This is a genomic window from Enterobacter cloacae complex sp. P16RS2 (assembly GCF_014982155.1).
In the GTDB taxonomy this organism is placed as follows: domain Bacteria; phylum Pseudomonadota; class Gammaproteobacteria; order Enterobacterales; family Enterobacteriaceae; genus Enterobacter; species Enterobacter cloacae_M.
Window position 1 is genome coordinate 52,934 of record NZ_JADCKW010000007.1, and the last position, 16,153, is coordinate 69,086.

Sequence of the window (16,153 nt, forward strand, 5' to 3'; positions counted from 1 at the left end):
GGTAATTACGGAACTAAGTATAGCACCGGATTTTTTCTCTGCGGTTTGGCTGTGCCTATCGGTTTAATAGCGAGAAGTGGATTGAGAATTTAATTTGTTGAAATTAATGGGTAATTTTTAAATTGATACAGATCAATCTTAATTGCTGGTTGGGGATGTAAACGCAGAGGGATATTTCGAAATTAGCGCAAAGTGTGTAAGAAATTATAACGTCTGTCTTTCTGGCCTTTATTCTGCATGGCGTGGAAGCCATGCAGAATATATGGCCTTAGCTGATATCAACTTTCTCAACTTTAGGTTCAGGGCGCATGGTGAGCGTCGAGCCCATTGATGCCGCGATAATCGAGCAGAGCGCCAGCGTCTGGGTCAACGTGAGGGTTTCGCCGAGAAACACCATCCCGGAAATGGCGGCTAACGCAGGCTCCATGCTCATCAGCGTGCCAAATATGCGCGTCGGCAGACGCGTAAGGGCAATCATCTCCAGAGAATAGGGGAGTGCGGTAGAGAGAATCGCGACCGCCAGTCCTATGGGCATGACGGACCATTGCCAGATAGATTCGGTCGCCTGCGCCATGCCGATAGGCACGAAGACGATGGCTGCGATCAGGGAACCTAACGCGACGGTCGCCGGACCGTGCTCTTCTCCTGCACGCTGGCCCGTGAGTATATAGACAGCCCAGCAGGCGCCTGCACCCAGCGCCAGGGCTGCACCCGTCAGATCGATCTCAGCGACGCTCTGGCCCAGCGGCAGCAGGAACCATAAACCCAGAACGGCTAACACGACCCAGATAAAATCGACCGGACGTCGCGAAGAGAAAAGCGCCACAGCCAGCGGGCCGGTAAACTCCAACGCGACGGCGATCCCCAGCGGTATCGTCTGAATAGAGAGATAGAACAGATAGTTCATTGCCCCAAGGGAGAGTCCATAAAACAGCAGGGGTAAACGCTGCTCCTTTTTGAAGCGCAGACGCCAGGGTTTGAAAATGACCACCAGTATCGCCGTGCCCAGCACGATACGCAGGGCAGTCACACCAGGCGCACCGACCAGCGGAAAAAGTGATTTTGCAAGCGAAGCACCGCTTTGAATGGACAACATGGCAATGAGTATGACTGCTACCGGCAACCAGACCGACGACGTGCGGGATAACCCAGGCATCCTTTCTCCTGTCAGCTTATGTCAAATGAGGTAAAGGTTGCAGTGTAAAGGAAATAAGCGGCAACGGTTGAGGTGCTGTTGAAAAAAAACCTCGTGAAATCCGTAAAATGGTTAAGCGCTGGTGGATTTATCGCCTGATAGATTAGGAATAATCTGGATGAATGTAACTGCGCTTGCGCGCACTATGCGCATTTAGTAGTGAAAATTGCATGTGATTTGAAAGAGATAGCTGACGCTGGAAACGTTCTGTTACAGGAAAGGTTTCATTAGACATCACGAATCACAAAGAGTTTCGCAAATTTTTTTGATATATTTAAAACTTACGGACTTACTTGAAGCACATTTGAGGTGGTTATGAAAAAAATTGCATGTCTTTCAGCACTGGCCGCTGTACTGGCTGTTTCCGCAGGTACCGCTGTAGCTGCTACTTCTACTGTTACTGGTGGTTACGCTCAGAGCGACTATCAGGGCGTGATGAACAAAGCTAACGGTTTCAACCTGAAGTATCGCTACGAGCAGGATAACAACCCACTGGGCGTGATCGGTTCTTTCACCTACACCGAGAAAGATCGTTCTGAAAACGGCGCATACAACAAAGGCCAGTACTACGGTATCACCGCTGGTCCAGCTTACCGTCTGAATGACTGGGCGAGCATCTACGGTGTTGTAGGTGTTGGCTACGGTAAATTCCAGCAGACTGAAAACCAGAGCGAAAGCCGCACTGCAAGCAACAGCGACTATGGCTTCTCCTATGGCGCAGGCCTGCAGTTCAACCCAATCCAGGACGTTGCTCTGGACTTCTCCTATGAGCAGAGCCGTATCCGCAACGTTGACGTTGGCACCTGGATCGCGGGCGTAGGTTACCGCTTCTAATCACTCCGGTGAGCTAATAAAAAATCCGCCCAATGTGGCGGATTTTTTTTGGGGAAGTAAAAGCAAAACGGCAACCCCAGGTTGCCGTTTTTAGTGATGTTCCCTCTCCCCGTGGGTCAGGGTATCGGACCGCTACTTATTCTTAATATCGAAAATATCCGTTCCCAGATGGTTATAGTCAACTTTCTGTAACTTGAAGTTGGTAACGTATACTGGGGGAGCTTTCTTGTTAGAGACAAACGGGTAAGCCGTTTTTATCTGCTCGGCTGTAATCCCCGTCCACTGCGAGAAGAACTGCAGGAAATCATTTGCCGAACGGCGCGCTTTAATCACGCGATGCGTTTTATCATCACTCGACAGCACCATAAACGGCACCTGGAAGTTCTGCTGGAACTTGTCATCGTGCGCCAGGTACTGCACCTCTTTACCACGCTCTTTAAACGCCAGCCCGTGATCCGAGAAATAGACCATTGAGAAGCTGTCGCCCGTATTGCGTAGCTGATCGTACAGCTTGCTCAGCAGGTCGTCGGTTTGCGTCATGGTGTAGAGATAGCATGAGGTCTCTTTGGACTGCACGAACTCCGCGTACTTCCCGCCCGTCCGATCGCAGGCCTGCGGGTGCGACCCCATCAGGTGCAGGACGATCAGCTGAGGCTGGGTGCGCGGAGTGGCGAAGACCTGTGCCGTCATTTTCAGCAGCGCTTCGTCTTTGGTATTTTTGTCGGCTTCAAAGTCGCCGTTCTTCAGGAACTGCACTTCGTCGGCACGTTTGGCGATACTGGCGATGGCCGTATCGTATTCGCCAATTTGCCCCTGATTGGAGAACCACCAGGTCTGATAACCCGCGCGGTTTGCCAGGGTGACAAAATTATCCTGATACTGAGGTTTGCCGTCGACGACCCGGTTAAGCGTCAGGCCGAGCGATTTCTGCGTCGAGCCGCTGGCCGCGACATAATCGGTGAACAGCGTGCCTTTAACCGAACTGGCAAACGGTGTGTTATCCCAGTGTCCGCCGAAGGCTCCCATTGCATCGCGACGCGCGCTTTCCCCAATCACCACCACATAGGTGTGATACTTCGGCTTAACGGCCAGCACGTTCCAGGTGTCTTTCATATTGGAAAGCTCAGCCATGCGCGCCTGCTCGTCGAGAACCTCTTTATTATTGACAACGACGTCCTTCACGAAGCGGAAAACCGGATAGCCGATATTGGTGAGCCTGAGCTTACCGTCCCAGGGAATATTCTGGATGGGGGCGACAAACGCCACGGCAACGCTGAACACCAGACAGAGTATTTCGATCTTACCCCAGGATTTTTTCTCGCCCGACTGACGGCGGATGGCGATAACGCCCAACGCGAAGATAAAGATCCCGACCACGTAGCTGTACCACGGGAAGATCGTCAGGATCTCCGTTGACTCTTCCATATTGGTCGAGTGCAGCGCCAGTAGGGTATTAAAGTTTGGCGCGCCGTAAGCCTGGCCAAACGGGAAATAGAGTGCAGCGACCAGCGAACAGATGCCGATTAATGCTTTTTGCACGCGCGGTGCGGTTCGCCACAGCACATGCAGAATGCAGGTGAAAGCCACCGCGTAGAGCAAACTAAAGGGATAACCCAGCGCAAAGTTAATCAGTAATGACTGCAAAAAGTAAAAACCCGTCCACGGGCTTAAGGCCCGGCTGCGGGTCACAACGGTATCTATCAGGGTTACATTCATAGGTCACTATCATGGATGAAAACGCCATGTGCTCACCCTGGCGTCAAGGGTCATAACCTGCCTGACAGTGCGTGGAGAGGGAATGAGGGTCCGCTTCAGCGAGCCGCAAATTGTGCAGGGCTGCAAGAAGATAGTGCGAGCGCTAAATAATATCAACAGTTGCTAAGCAGATGTTTTGCGAAGGGGATTGCAAATCCGTAAAAAAGATCGGGAATAGGGCGGCTGAAAGCCAGTTTACAGCGAGATTGTGACGGGAAAATGAAGCGGCGTACCGCAACGCCGCTTAGTGGGAAGGTTTGTCGTCCTGATGCGGTTTGCCGTTAAACATATCGCACAGCATGTTCAACAGCATTAAGCGCACTTTAAAGGGAGAGTGGGTAAACACGGTCATGCACCTCTTGAATTCGTTCATAAGACCTCCTGAGTTTTGATCCCTTCGATCCGTGAAGGGTGACTGCATTACATACAGATATAGCACAGGCTATATTGTATAGCTATGGCTATTTCGTTAATTTTTTGTGCTTGCGGAGCTATGGTTTACAATGTGCGCTCTCCAAACCGGGCGCTGGAAGCGTCACCCCACTGAGGAAGTACAATGAACCGTCGCGCAGGTCATCCGACAATGAGGAAAACGACGCAACTGGTGAATGTTGAAGAACATGTCGAAGGTTTTCGCCAGGTCCGTGAAGCGCACCGGCGTGAACTGATTGATGACTATGTTGAACTCATTTCCGATCTGATCCGTGAGGTTGGTGAAGCGCGCCAGGTCGATATGGCCGCCAGGCTGGGGGTTTCACAGCCAACTGTCGCTAAAATGTTAAAACGCCTGGCCTCCGTGGGCTTAATTGAAATGATCCCCTGGCGCGGTGTTTTTCTGACGCCGGAAGGGGAGAAACTCGCGCAGGAGAGCCGCGAGCGTCATCAGCTTGTGGAGAATTTTTTACTGGTGCTGGGCGTCAGCCCGGAGATTGCCCGCCGGGATGCGGAAGGCATGGAACACCACGTCAGCGAAGAGACGCTGGTGAAGTTTCGCGAATTTACCCTTAAATATGGTTCCTCCGCTGAATGAAAATCCCCGGACTGCAGGCCCTGGCACGCGATCGTTTCTTCCATCTCTTATTAATCATTGGCGCAGCGTTAAGCCTCTTTGTGCCTTTTGCGCCACACGCCTGGCCCGCCGCAATTGACTGGCGCACCATCATTACCCTGAGCGGCTTGATGATGCTCACCAAAGGGGTCGAGCTGAGCGGCTATTTTGACGTTCTGGGCCGTAAAATGGTGCGCCGCTTTGCCACCGAGCGCAGGCTGTCCCTGTTTATGGTGTTCTCCGCCGCGGTACTGTCGACGTTTCTGACCAACGATGTGGCGCTGTTTATCATCGTGCCCCTCACGCTCACGCTGCGTAAGCTGTGCGAGATCCCGGTCAGCCGGCTGATCATCTTTGAAGCGCTTGCCGTCAATGCAGGCTCGCTTCTGACGCCAATTGGCAACCCGCAAAATATCCTTCTGTGGGGACGGTCCGGTCTGTCGTTCGCCGCCTTCATCTGGCAGATGGCCCCTCTGGCGCTGGTGATGATGCTTTCGCTACTGGCGGTATGCTGGTTCGCGTTTCCGGATAAAAAGCTGCAGTACCACAGCGGCACAACCGGCCCGCAGTGGCAGCCGCGTCTGGTGTGGGGCTGTCTTGGGTTATACATCGTCTTTCTGTTCGCGCTGGAGCTGAAGTATGAGCTGGCGGGCGTCCTGCTCGTTGCCGCGGGGTTTGTTGTCCTGGCGCGTCGCGTGCTGGTGAGCGTGGACTGGACGCTGCTGCTGGTCTTTATGGCGATGTTTATTGATGTGCATCTCCTTATCCAGCTTCCGGTACTGCAGAACGTTCTGCACAGCGTCAGCACGCTGTCTCAGCCGGGACTGTGGCTGACGGCGATTGGCCTGTCGCAGTTTATCAGCAACGTACCGTCCACTATTCTGCTGCTCAACTATGTTCCGCCCGATACGCTTCTGGCCTGGGCGGTGAACATCGGCGGGTTTGGGCTGCTGCCCGGCTCGCTGGCAAACCTGATTGCCCTGCGTATGGCCAACGACCGTCGTATCTGGTGGCGTTTCCACGTCTGGTCGATCCCGATGCTGGTTTGGGCCGCGGCGATTGGTTTCGGAATATTCCTTCTCATATAGTGCGCAATTTGTCAGTTTTTCCTGGCAAACGTATAGCAACGTCCTAGCTTTAGTGAACGGCATAGTGTGATGCCGCTCACTGACAGGACCGTTGCTGAACTATGGCTGAAGATCAAAACCCGCCTGCTGACGAGCAGGACAAAAACAATAATGAGCGTAAGCGCCCGGGCAAGAAACCGTTAATTATCCTCGGCATTGTCGTGGTGGTAATGGTGGTCGTGGCGCTGGTCTGGTGGTTTTTAACCCGTAACGAAGAGACGACCGACGACGCCTTTACCGACGGCGACGTGGTGACGATTGCCCCCAAAACGGCGGGCTACGTTACCGAGCTGCGCGTGCGCGATAACCAGCGCGTGAAAAAGGGCGATCTGCTGGTGGTTATCGATCCGCGGGACACCACCGCGCAGCGCGATCAGGCTCAGGCCCAGCTTGGGCTGGCTATCGCGCAGCTGCATCAGGCCCAGGCGCAGCTGGCGCTTTCAAAAGTCCAGTATCCCGCCCAGCGTGACGAAGCCAAAGCGCAGGTGCTGAAAGCGCAGGCCGATCTGGCGAACGCGCAGGCAGAGTACCGTCGTCAGCGCGGCGTCGACCCGCGTGCGACCACCCAGCAAAGTATTGATTCCGCGAACGCTCAACTGCGCAGCGCGCAGGCAGGGCTGGCCAGCGCTCAGGCGCAGCTGGAAGTGGCAGAGCAGGTACAGCTGCAAATCCGCCAGCAGGAAACCAACGTTGAAGCGCGCGAGCGTCAGGTCGATCAGGCTAAAGCGCAGCTGGAAACCGCCAACCTTAATCTCTCCTATACCGAAGTTCGCGCCCCGTTCGACGGCGTTGTTACCAAACGCAACGTGCAGCCCGGCACGCTGGTGCAGGCGGGAACGGCGCTGTTCTCGCTGGTTTCCCCTAACGTGTGGGTGGTCGCGAACTTTAAAGAGTCGCAGCTCGAGCGCATGAAGCCGGGCGATAAGGTCACCGTGTCCGTCGACGCGTGGCCGGATATGGAGCTTGAGGGCCACGTAGACAGTATCCAGCAGGGCAGCGGCTCGCGCTTCTCCGCATTCCCGGCAGAAAATGCCACCGGTAACTTCGTCAAAATTGTGCAGCGCGTGCCGGTCAAAATCGTGATTGATAAGGGCCTGGATCCAAACAAACCGCTGCCGCTGGGGCTGTCGGTCGCACCGAAGGTGACGGTGGAATGACGGATCACAGCCACGACAGCTGGAAGCCCGCCAGCAATCCGTGGGCGGTGGCGATTGTCGTCACCCTGGCGGTATTCATGGAAATTCTGGATACCACCATCGTCAACGTGGCGCTCCCCCACGTGGCAGGATCGCTCTCGTCCAGCTATGACGAATCTACCTGGGTGTTAACCAGCTATCTGGTCGCGAACGGCATCGTGCTGCCCATCTCGGCGTTTCTGAGCCGGGTGTTTGGCCGCAAGCAGTTCTTCCTGATTTGCATCGTCATGTTTACCGTCTGCTCGTTCCTGTGCGGGATTGCCACCGAGCTGTGGCAGATCATCCTGTTCCGCGTGATGCAGGGCTTTTTTGGCGGCGGGCTGCAGCCCACGCAGCAGTCGGTGCTGCTCGACTACTTCAAACCCGAAGACCGGGGCAAAGCGTTTGGTCTGTCCTCCATTGCGATTATCGTTGCGCCGGTGCTCGGCCCGACGCTGGGCGGTTGGATCACCGACAACTATTCCTGGCGCTGGGTGTTCTTTATCAACATTCCGGTGGGGATTGTGACGGTGCTGGCGATCTACCAGCTGCTGGAAGATCCGCCGTGGGAGAGCAAATCAAAAGAGAAGCTGACTATCGACTGGACGGGGATCGGCCTGATCGCGCTGGGGCTGGGCTGTCTGCAGGTGATGCTCGACCGGGGAGAAGACGAGGACTGGTTCTACTCGAACTTTATCCGCACCTTCGGCGTGTTGACGCTTGTCGGCATTATCGGCGCCATCTACTGGCTGGTATATGCCAGAAAGCCGGTGGTGGATCTGCACTGCATGAAAGACCGCAACTTTGCCATCTCCAGCCTGCTGATGGCGGGGATGGCGATGATTTTGTACGGCAGCTCGGTTGTTATCCCGCAGCTGGCGCAGCAGGACCTGGGCTACACCGCTACCTGGTCGGGGCTGGTGCTGTCGCCCGGGGCGGTGCTGATTGTGTTAACCATTCCGCTGGTGCTGAAGCTGATGCCGGTGGTGCAGACGCGCTGGATCATCGCTTTTGGCTTTACCTGTCTGGCGGTGTCGTTCTTCTGGTCGCGAACGCTGACGCCGGATATCGACTTCGAAACGCTGGTGCTGTTCCGCAGCGCCCAGTCGATAGGGCTGGGGTTCCTGTTTGTGCCGCTCACGACGATTGCGTTTATCTCGATACCGAGGCGGCTGAATGCCGATGCGGCGGCGCTGTTTACCATGTTCCGCAACGTAGCGGGTTCGATTGGCATATCCCTTTCGACGGCGGCCATCACCGAACGCGCGCAGGCGCACAGCGCGCATCTGGCGTACCACGCCTCGCCGCTTAACGAGCAGTTCCAGCAGGCGATACGCGAAAGCGCCCAGGCGATCCAGAACTTCACTACCCAGGTGGGCGACCCCACCGGCATCGCCACCGGACGCATGTACCAGACGATGATCGAGCAGTCGCGCTTCCTGGCCTACATCGACGTCTTTACCATTCTGAGCGCGGTGGCCTTGTTACTGATTCCGTTTTGTTTGTTGCTCTCGCCGGTTAAGAGCGAGGGGAGTGCAGGAGCACATTGATGATACACAGACGTTTACACCCCCTGATGATAATGATGCTGCTGGCGGGCTGCGCCGTCGGGCCGGACTACCAGCAGCCTGCGCCGCCCGCCGTTACGCACTGGAACGATAAGGGCGACAGCGCGGTGAAATCGCAAACTACCTCCGCCGCGACCAACCCGCGCTGGTGGAAGACCTTCGGCTCGCCGCAGCTCGACAGCCTGGTTGAACGTGCGATCGCCGGAAACCTGACGCTGCAGCAGACGGTGCTGCGCATCGCCGGGGCACGAGAGCAGATTAACCAGGCGGGCGGAGCGTTTTATCCGTCGGTCAACGGCAATCTGCAGGCGACGCGCCAGCAGCTTGGCCTGGAAGGAGAGCTGAAATCTCACGGCGTGTACGACCAGGTGGATAGCATCGATCCCAACCTGAAAGGCGCGCTGGGGCCGCTGACGCAGCCGATTAACCTCTACCAGGGCAGCTTCGACGCCCAGTGGGAAATTGACCTGTGGGGCAAGGTGCGTCGTCAGGTGGAAGCCGCCGAAGCGCAGCAGAAAGCCGCCATCGAGCAGCGTAACGACGCGCTGGTGTCGCTGGAGGCGGAAGTGGCGCGCGCGTGGCTCCAGCTGCGCGGGGCGCAGAGCATTATAGCCACGCTGAACACCCAGATTAAAAGCGCGCAGCAGACGCTGGATCTCACCGAAAACCGCCAGCGCGGCGGGCTATCGCCACAGATGGACGTGGAAAACGCCCGGGCGCAGTTAGGCAATCTTGAGGCCCAGCTTCCGCAGTATCAGGCGCAGGAGCGGCAGGCGATGAACGGCCTGGCGATCCTGCTCGGCAAGCCGCCTGGGGCGCTGGATGCGGAATTGCAAAGCGTGCAGCCGATGCCGGCCCTGCCGGATATCGTGCAGACCGGCATTCCGTCCACGCTGGCGCGACGCCGTCCGGACGTGCGCGAAGCGGAGGCGAACCTTCACGCCGCCACGGCGCAAATCGGCGTCTCGGTGGCGGAGCTGTTCCCGAGCTTTACGCTCTCCGGGCAGTTTGGCCTGCGCAACAGCGAAACCAACTGGCTGACCGACTGGAGCAGCCACTTCTACAGCTTTGGCCCGCAGGTCTCTATTCCGATCTTCCAGGGCGGTCGGCTGGTCTCCAGCGTCAAGGTGGCGCGCGCGCAGCAGGGAGCGGCGGTGCTGGACTATCGCCAGACTGTGCTGACCGCGCTCGGGGATGTGGAAAACGCGCTGGTGAGCTATCGCACCGACCAGCAGCGTGAAGCGGGTCTCGCAAAAACGATCGACGCCCTGCAAAACGCTTTTGACCTGGCAAGCGACAGCTACCGCCAGGGGATTGCCAGCTTTATCGACGTGCTGGACGCGCAGCGGCAGCTCGCGCAGGCCCAGCAGCAGCGCGCACAGGCGCAGGTGCAGAGCGCGCTCGATCTCGTGGCGCTCTACAAGGCTCTCGGCGGCGGCTGGGAGCCGTATCAGCAGGTGCAGTTACCGGACTACAGCGTCTTTGGCGACGCCCCGCGCGGATAAATTCAGAGGATTGGGCAAGAAACGGACAGGAACACCACATTCGCGATGGCTGAGGGGCGGGTATAACTATCGGGTACCCAATCGACATGCGAGGAATAACTTATGCGTTATCAAAAACTGGGCAACACCGGTCTGTTTGTTTCTGAACTGTGCCTCGGCACCATGACCTTCGGCGGCGAGGGCGGCATGTGGGGTAAGATTGGTCAGCTCCAGCAAAGTGAAGCCGAGCAGCTGGTGGGCCGCGCGCTGGATGCCGGGATCAACTTTATCGACACTGCGGACGTTTACTCGGAAGGACGCTCGGAGGAGATCACCGGTCAGGCGCTGAAAAATCTGAAGATCCCTCGCGAGAACGTGGTGGTCGCCACGAAAGTGTTCGGCGAAACGGGAACGGCAGGGGTGAACTCGCGCGGCAGCTCGCGCTATCATATCATCAGCAGCGTGAAGGAGAGCCTGCGCCGCCTGCAGCTCGATCATATCGATCTCTACCAGCTTCACGGCTTCGACCCCGCAACGCCGATTGAAGAAATGCTCTACGCGCTGGATAACCTGGTGCAGCACGGCCACGTGCGCTATATCGGCGTCTCGAACTGGGCGGCGTGGCAGATTGCCAAAGCGCTGGGCATTTCCGAGCGTCTCGGGCTGGCGCGCTTCGCATCCCTCCAGGCGTATTACACCATTGCCGGACGCGATCTTGAGCGCGAGCTGGTGCCGATGATGCAGAGCGAAGGCGTCGGGCTGATGGTCTGGAGCCCGCTGGCAGGCGGCCTGCTGAGCGGAAAATATGGCCGCGACGGGCAGAGCGAAGCCGGCGGTCGCCGTTTGGAGTTCGACTTCCCGCCGGTGAACAAAGATCGCGCCTTCGACTGCGTGGACGTGATGCGTACTATCGCCGAAAGCAAGGGTGTCTCCGTCGCGCAAATCGCGCTGGCGTGGCTGCTGCATCAGAAAGCGGTGACCAGCGTCATCATTGGCGCGAAACGCGTTGAACAGCTGGACGACAATATCGCCGCGACCGGGATCCGACTGAGCGAAGACGAACTCAAGCAGCTTGATGCGGTGAGCGCACTGCCGCGCGAATACCCGGGCTGGATGCTGGAGCGGCAGGGTGAATATCGCCGCAATCAGCTCGTGCAACAATAACCTTCCTTGCCCCGGTAGTGCATCGCTAACCGGGGCTTTTTTTCCCGCATTGCTCACAAAAAACGATCCTCCCCTTTGATCCCCATTTCATCTTCGCCTATATGACTAGTCATGATATTTTAAATGACTAGTCATATAGGGAGAGAGCATGAACAATTCGCTGCCGGCCAATTTTTTATGGGGCAACTCGGTGTCAAGCATGCAGACAGAAGGCGCATGGAACGAGGGTGGGAAAGGGATGTCGGTGTACGACATTCGCGAAGCCGGGGAGAACGTCTCCGACTGGAAAGTCGCGACCGACTCCTACCACCGCTACCGGGAAGATTTCGACCTGATGCAGGATCTGGGCATGAACTGCTACCGCTTTCAGATCTCATGGAGCCGCGTCTGCCCGCAGGGCGACGGCGCGTTCAACGACGAGGGCATCGCGTTTTATGACCGTTTTATCGACGATCTGATCGCCCGCGGCATCGAGCCGATGATCTGCCTGTACCACTTCGATATGCCGCTGGCGCTGGCGCAGGAGTACAACGGCTTCAACGACCGCCGCGTGATGGAGGCCTTTATCCGCTACGGCAAAAAGATGATCGACTGCTATGGCGACCGCGTGAAGTACTGGCTGACCTTCAACGAGCAGAACATCTTCCATATGCCGGAAGCGTTCCGCATTTCCGGCTATATGCACGGCGACAAAACCCTGCGCGAGCTGTACGAGCTGCAGCATCATGCGATGGTGGCGCACATGGCGTTGACCGAATATCTGCACCAGACCAGACCCGGCCAGCTGATGGGCGGCATGCTGGCGCACCAGCTGATCTACCCGGCCACCTGCAAACCGCGCGATATCTTCTGCGCCCAGCAGTACGACGAATTCCTCAACCAGAACCTGCTGCGCGTCTTCGCAGGGCAGGGCTACAGCCCGGCGGTGATGGCGGTGGTGGAACAGGAAGGCTTTGGCGATATCTACCGCGCCGAGGATTTAGCGCTGCTGGCGCGCACCAGAAACGACTATATGGCCTTCAGCTACTACGCCAGCAAAACGCTGGACAGTGATGCGATCCCGGAAGGCACGCCGGTAAACTATTACCTGCTGCACGGCGAGAAAAACAACCCGTACCTGAAGGCCACCGAGTGGAACTGGCAGATCGATCCGCTGGGCTTTCGCACCATCATCACCCGCTACGCCAACGACTGGCGGATGCCGGTCTTCCCGATCGAAAACGGCATCGGGGTGATTGAGTCCTGGGACGGCATCAATCCGATCGAGGACACCTACCGCATCGACTACCACCGGGCGCATATCAATGCCATGAAGGAGGCGATGTTCGAGGACGGGGCAGAGGTGATCGGCTACCTCGGCTGGGGGTTAATCGACATTCTCAGCTCCCAGGGCGACATGCGTAAGCGTTACGGCGTGGTCTATGTCAACCGGGAAAACCACGACCTGAAAGACCTGAAGCGCGTGCCGAAGAAGAGCTACGCGTGGTTAAAACAGGTTATCCATACCAACGGACGCGAGATGTAAGCCGTACGCTGCCGGGCCGTTTTTGTGACTGATTGATGGGAACTATCCGCTATGTCTGAAACAAAAATAACACCGCACATGCAGTCTTTTGTCGATAAGTTTGTAGAGTTCTCGGCTCGCCTGGCTAATCAGGTGCACCTGCGCTCCCTGCGCGACGCCTTCGCCACGGTGATGCCCATTTTCATCCTCGCCGGTGTGGCGGTGCTGGTGAACAACGTGGTATTTCCGTGGATTTTTCACGGCGACACGCTCGCGCAGTTTAAGGTGTGGGGCGAGGCGATTATCAACGGCACGCTGAACATCGCCGCGCTGCTGCTGGCCCCGATGATTGCCTGGTCGCTGGCGCGCAACAAAGATTTCGACAATCCGGTCTCGGCAGTGGTTATCGCCGTCAGCAGCTTCATCATCATGATGCCGATGCGCCTGCAGATTACGCCCGTCGGCAGCGACGCCGCGGTGAACGTCACCCAGGTGCTGACGTTCGCCAATATCGGCTCAACCGGGATTTTCGCCGGGGTGCTGATCGGGCTGCTCTCAACGGAACTGTTTATCGCCATTTCGCGCCTGAAGGCGCTGCACATTTCCCTCGGGGAAAACGTGCCTCCGGCGGTGAGCAAATCCTTTACCGCGCTGATCCCGACTATCCTCACGCTCTCCCTGTTCGCGGTGCTGGCGGCGATACTGGCAAACGTGCTGCACACGGACCTGATCCATCTTATTACTACCTTTATCCAGCAGCCGCTGCGGCTGATCAACACCAGCCTGCCGGGGACGATTTTCATCTACAGCTTCGGTAACTTCCTGTTTACGCTGGGTATTCATCAGTCTGTCGTCAACAGCGTGGTGCTGGAGCCGTTCCTGCTGATCAACACCAACGAGAACATGCTGGCCTTCGCCAACGGTCAGCCCATCCCGCATATCATCAACAACATCTTCGTGCCGACGTTTGGCATGGTGGGCGGCACGGGCAGCACGATCTCGCTGCTGATTGCCATCTTTATCTTTTCCCGACAAAAGTCGGCGAAGCAGGTGGCGCGTCTGTCGCTGGCGCCGGGCCTGTTTAACATCAACGAGCCGGTGATTTTTGGCCTGCCGATCGTGTTTAACCTGCCGCTGATGATCCCGTTCGTGCTGCTGCCCGCCATCGGCATTTACTTCGCCTGGCTCTGTACCACGCTGGGGTTAATGTCGCGCTGCGTGGTGATGATCCCGTGGACCACGCCGCCCATTCTCAGCGCCTGGCTTGCCACGGCGGGGGACTGGCGGGCGGTGGTGGTGCAGTTGGCAATCATCGTATTTGGTGTATTCTTCTACCTGCCTTTCCTCAAGATTGCCGAGAGAGTGGCGTTGAAAAACAGCGGGATAGAAAACTAACTGAAAGGAAGGACGATGGCGGCGAAGTACATCACCATAGCGCGGGAAATTAAGAAACGCATTATCAGCCAGCAGTACGCCGCCAATGAACCCCTGCCGGACCAGTTTGCGCTGGCGGCGGAGTTCAGCACCAGCCGGATGACCATTCAGCAGGCGATGCGCCAGCTGATCGTCGAAGGTCTGGTCTATACCCGCCAGGGGCAGGGCACGTTCATCCGTAAAAACTTCCTTCAGCTCTCGCAGTGGGATCTCTCCGGCAGCGACTACTTTGGTGCGACCAAAACCTGGGAACATCTGGGCACGGTGACCAGCCGGGTGGTGCATTTCGAGCTGCGCTTCCCGAACGAAAAAGAGCAGGCGTCGCTGATGATTAACGCCGATGCGCCGATCTATGACTTCATTCGACTCCGTCTGCTGAACGGCGAACCGATGTCGCTGGATTCCACGGTGATGCCGATGAATCTGGTGCCGGGCCTGACGAAAAACCATCTTGAAGGGTCGGTGTTTCAGTACGTTCAGGAGACCCTGGCGCTGAAAATTATGGGGTCGTATCGGGTGGTGCGGGCGCTTAAGCCCAACGCGCTGGACAGGGAGCATCTGGTCTGCGAGCAGACCGATCCGGTGCTGGAAGTGGAGCAGGTGATTTATCTGGAGGACGGCACGCCGCTGGAGTATGCCCACTGCCACTATCGGTACGACCACGGTGGGATCGTGATCGTGAATAACGGATAAAAAAAAGCGGGCAACGAGGCCCGCTTTTTTAATGCTTCTCTGTCAGTTCAGACGCACCGGCATACCGGAGCGGTTCTGCACGGCCTGGTCAACAATCGCTGTTTCAACGTCTGGCTGAGACGTTACCGCCTGTACCGCGCTGTTCAGCGTAACAGGAACGACTTCGTTGTTGTTGATCTGGTCTTCGCTGGTGGACAGCGGGTTGTGCACTTCGATGTAGCGGCTGCCGTCTGGCTCAGAGGTCGCTTTCACCGGTTCGTTGATGAACTGCACGCGCGTACCGACCGGCACGTTTTCAAACAGGAATTTGATGTCGTCGTTACGCAGGCGCACGCAGCCGTGGCTTACGCGCAGGCCAATACCGAAGTTGGCGTTGGTACCGTGGATAGCGTACAGGCGGCCAATGTACAGCGCGTACAGACCCATTGGGTTATCCGGGCCTGCCGGTACAACGGCTGGCAGCGGTTCGCCCGCAGCGATGTATTCCGCGTGCATTTTGGCAGTCGGCGTCCAGGTTGGGCCCGCTTTCTTACGCTCAACTTTGGTGGTCCAGTTCATTGGGGTGTCTTTACCCAGCTGGCCGATACCGATTGGCAGCACGATAACGGTGTTGGTGCCTTTCGGGTAGTAATACAGACGCATTTCGGCGCTGTTAATCACGATACCTTCATGAACGGTATCCGGCAGGATCAGCTGCTGAGGAATATTCAGCACGGTACCCGCTTTCGGCAGATACGGGTCAACGCCCGGGTTCGCTTCCAGCATGTTAGACAGGCCCAGCTGGTACTGTGCAGCGAAATACTCCAGCGGCTGAGAGTTACCTTCTGGTACCGTCACAACCTGGTTCTGGCCTACCAGACGGCTACCGTCTGTTGGCAGGGGATACGTCACCGCAGACGCGGTCTTACAAAAACCTACTACGGCTAACGCCGCCGCTAAAAGCGTTGTTAATTTCATGTTCATGTTGTGCGAGGTATCTAAGCCATTCTGGCGATGAGTTGATAAGTCTGAATCTGTGATGGGAGCGCATTATATGTGCATTCCCGCTAACAGGGAATTCAGATGTGTACGAAATCACATTTTTTTCGATTTTGTTAAAGTTTAGTGGATTGCCGCAACACGGGATCTCAATTCGGAATTGTGGCATAATGCCGTGTTTATCACACTTTTCG

Annotated in this window: 14 protein-coding genes; 10 read left to right on the forward strand and 4 right to left on the reverse strand. The window is 56.8% G+C overall.

Annotated features, from left to right (window positions below; translation table 11 throughout):
• Positions 1 to 268: 268 nt before the first annotated feature.
• Positions 269 to 1,156: a threonine/homoserine exporter RhtA gene (gene rhtA, locus INF68_RS03340; protein WP_023334998.1), complete on the reverse strand. Its 888-nt coding sequence runs from the start codon at positions 1,154 to 1,156 to the stop codon at positions 269 to 271.
• 354 nt (positions 1,157 to 1,510) lie between these two features.
• Between rhtA and ompX the strand changes: the two genes are divergently transcribed.
• Positions 1,511 to 2,029, forward strand: a complete 519-nt coding sequence (ompX, locus tag INF68_RS03345; protein WP_023310884.1) for an outer membrane protein OmpX — start codon at positions 1,511 to 1,513, stop codon at positions 2,027 to 2,029.
• 132 nt (positions 2,030 to 2,161) lie between these two features.
• Here the strand turns inward: ompX and INF68_RS03350 are convergent, their stop codons facing one another.
• The gene (locus tag INF68_RS03350) at positions 2,162 to 3,745 is read right to left on the reverse strand and encodes a phosphoethanolamine transferase (RefSeq protein ID WP_126786558.1); all 1,584 of its coding nucleotides are present in this window, start codon (positions 3,743 to 3,745) and stop codon (positions 2,162 to 2,164) included.
• 283 nt (positions 3,746 to 4,028) lie between these two features.
• Positions 4,029 to 4,157 carry a manganase accumulation protein MntS gene (gene mntS / locus INF68_RS03355; RefSeq protein WP_008501175.1) on the reverse strand — a complete coding sequence of 43 codons (129 nt, stop codon included), beginning with the start codon at positions 4,155 to 4,157 and terminating at the stop codon, positions 4,029 to 4,031.
• A 183-nt stretch (positions 4,158 to 4,340) separates the two neighbouring features.
• On the opposite strand from mntS, the gene mntR reads away from it, so the two are divergent.
• The 9 genes from mntR (at position 4,341) to INF68_RS03400 (ending at position 14,981) form a co-directional block, all read left to right on the forward strand.
• Positions 4,341 to 4,814 (forward strand): manganese-binding transcriptional regulator MntR, encoded by a 474-nt coding sequence (mntR, locus tag INF68_RS03360; RefSeq protein ID WP_109846323.1) that lies wholly within the window; start codon positions 4,341 to 4,343, stop codon positions 4,812 to 4,814.
• Positions 4,811 to 5,920 carry an anion transporter gene (locus tag INF68_RS03365; RefSeq protein WP_126786559.1) on the forward strand — a complete coding sequence of 370 codons (1,110 nt, stop codon included), beginning with the start codon at positions 4,811 to 4,813 and terminating at the stop codon, positions 5,918 to 5,920. Before mntR ends, INF68_RS03365 begins: the two co-directional genes overlap by 4 nt.
• A gap of 101 nt (positions 5,921 to 6,021) precedes the next feature.
• Positions 6,022 to 7,116: an HlyD family secretion protein gene (locus INF68_RS03370; protein WP_032661279.1), complete on the forward strand. Its 1,095-nt coding sequence runs from the start codon at positions 6,022 to 6,024 to the stop codon at positions 7,114 to 7,116.
• Positions 7,113 to 8,684 (forward strand): DHA2 family efflux MFS transporter permease subunit, encoded by a 1,572-nt coding sequence (locus INF68_RS03375; RefSeq protein ID WP_033145003.1) that lies wholly within the window; start codon positions 7,113 to 7,115, stop codon positions 8,682 to 8,684. Before INF68_RS03370 ends, INF68_RS03375 begins: the two co-directional genes overlap by 4 nt.
• A complete protein-coding gene (locus INF68_RS03380; protein ID WP_126786560.1) occupies positions 8,684 to 10,207 on the forward strand; it encodes an efflux transporter outer membrane subunit in 1,524 nt (507 codons plus the stop codon). The genes INF68_RS03375 and INF68_RS03380 overlap by 1 nt, the downstream gene beginning before the upstream one ends.
• Before the next feature lie 102 nt (positions 10,208 to 10,309).
• The gene (locus INF68_RS03385) at positions 10,310 to 11,350 is read left to right on the forward strand and encodes an aldo/keto reductase (RefSeq protein WP_126786561.1); all 1,041 of its coding nucleotides are present in this window, start codon (positions 10,310 to 10,312) and stop codon (positions 11,348 to 11,350) included.
• Between the two features lie 148 nt (positions 11,351 to 11,498).
• Positions 11,499 to 12,875, forward strand: a complete 1,377-nt coding sequence (locus INF68_RS03390) for a glycoside hydrolase family 1 protein (RefSeq protein ID WP_126786562.1) — start codon at positions 11,499 to 11,501, stop codon at positions 12,873 to 12,875.
• A 51-nt stretch (positions 12,876 to 12,926) separates the two neighbouring features.
• Complete coding sequence (locus INF68_RS03395; protein ID WP_126786563.1) at positions 12,927 to 14,249, forward strand: PTS sugar transporter subunit IIC; 1,323 nt, start codon at positions 12,927 to 12,929, stop codon at positions 14,247 to 14,249.
• Between the two features lie 15 nt (positions 14,250 to 14,264).
• Entirely contained in the window at positions 14,265 to 14,981 is a 717-nt protein-coding gene (locus tag INF68_RS03400) for a GntR family transcriptional regulator (RefSeq protein ID WP_126786564.1), read from the forward strand.
• A 42-nt stretch (positions 14,982 to 15,023) separates the two neighbouring features.
• Here the strand turns inward: INF68_RS03400 and ldtB are convergent, their stop codons facing one another.
• Positions 15,024 to 15,944, reverse strand: coding sequence for a L,D-transpeptidase (gene ldtB / locus INF68_RS03405; RefSeq protein WP_045403737.1), 921 nt, complete (start codon positions 15,942 to 15,944; stop codon positions 15,024 to 15,026).
• Positions 15,945 to 16,153 lie beyond the last annotated feature (209 nt).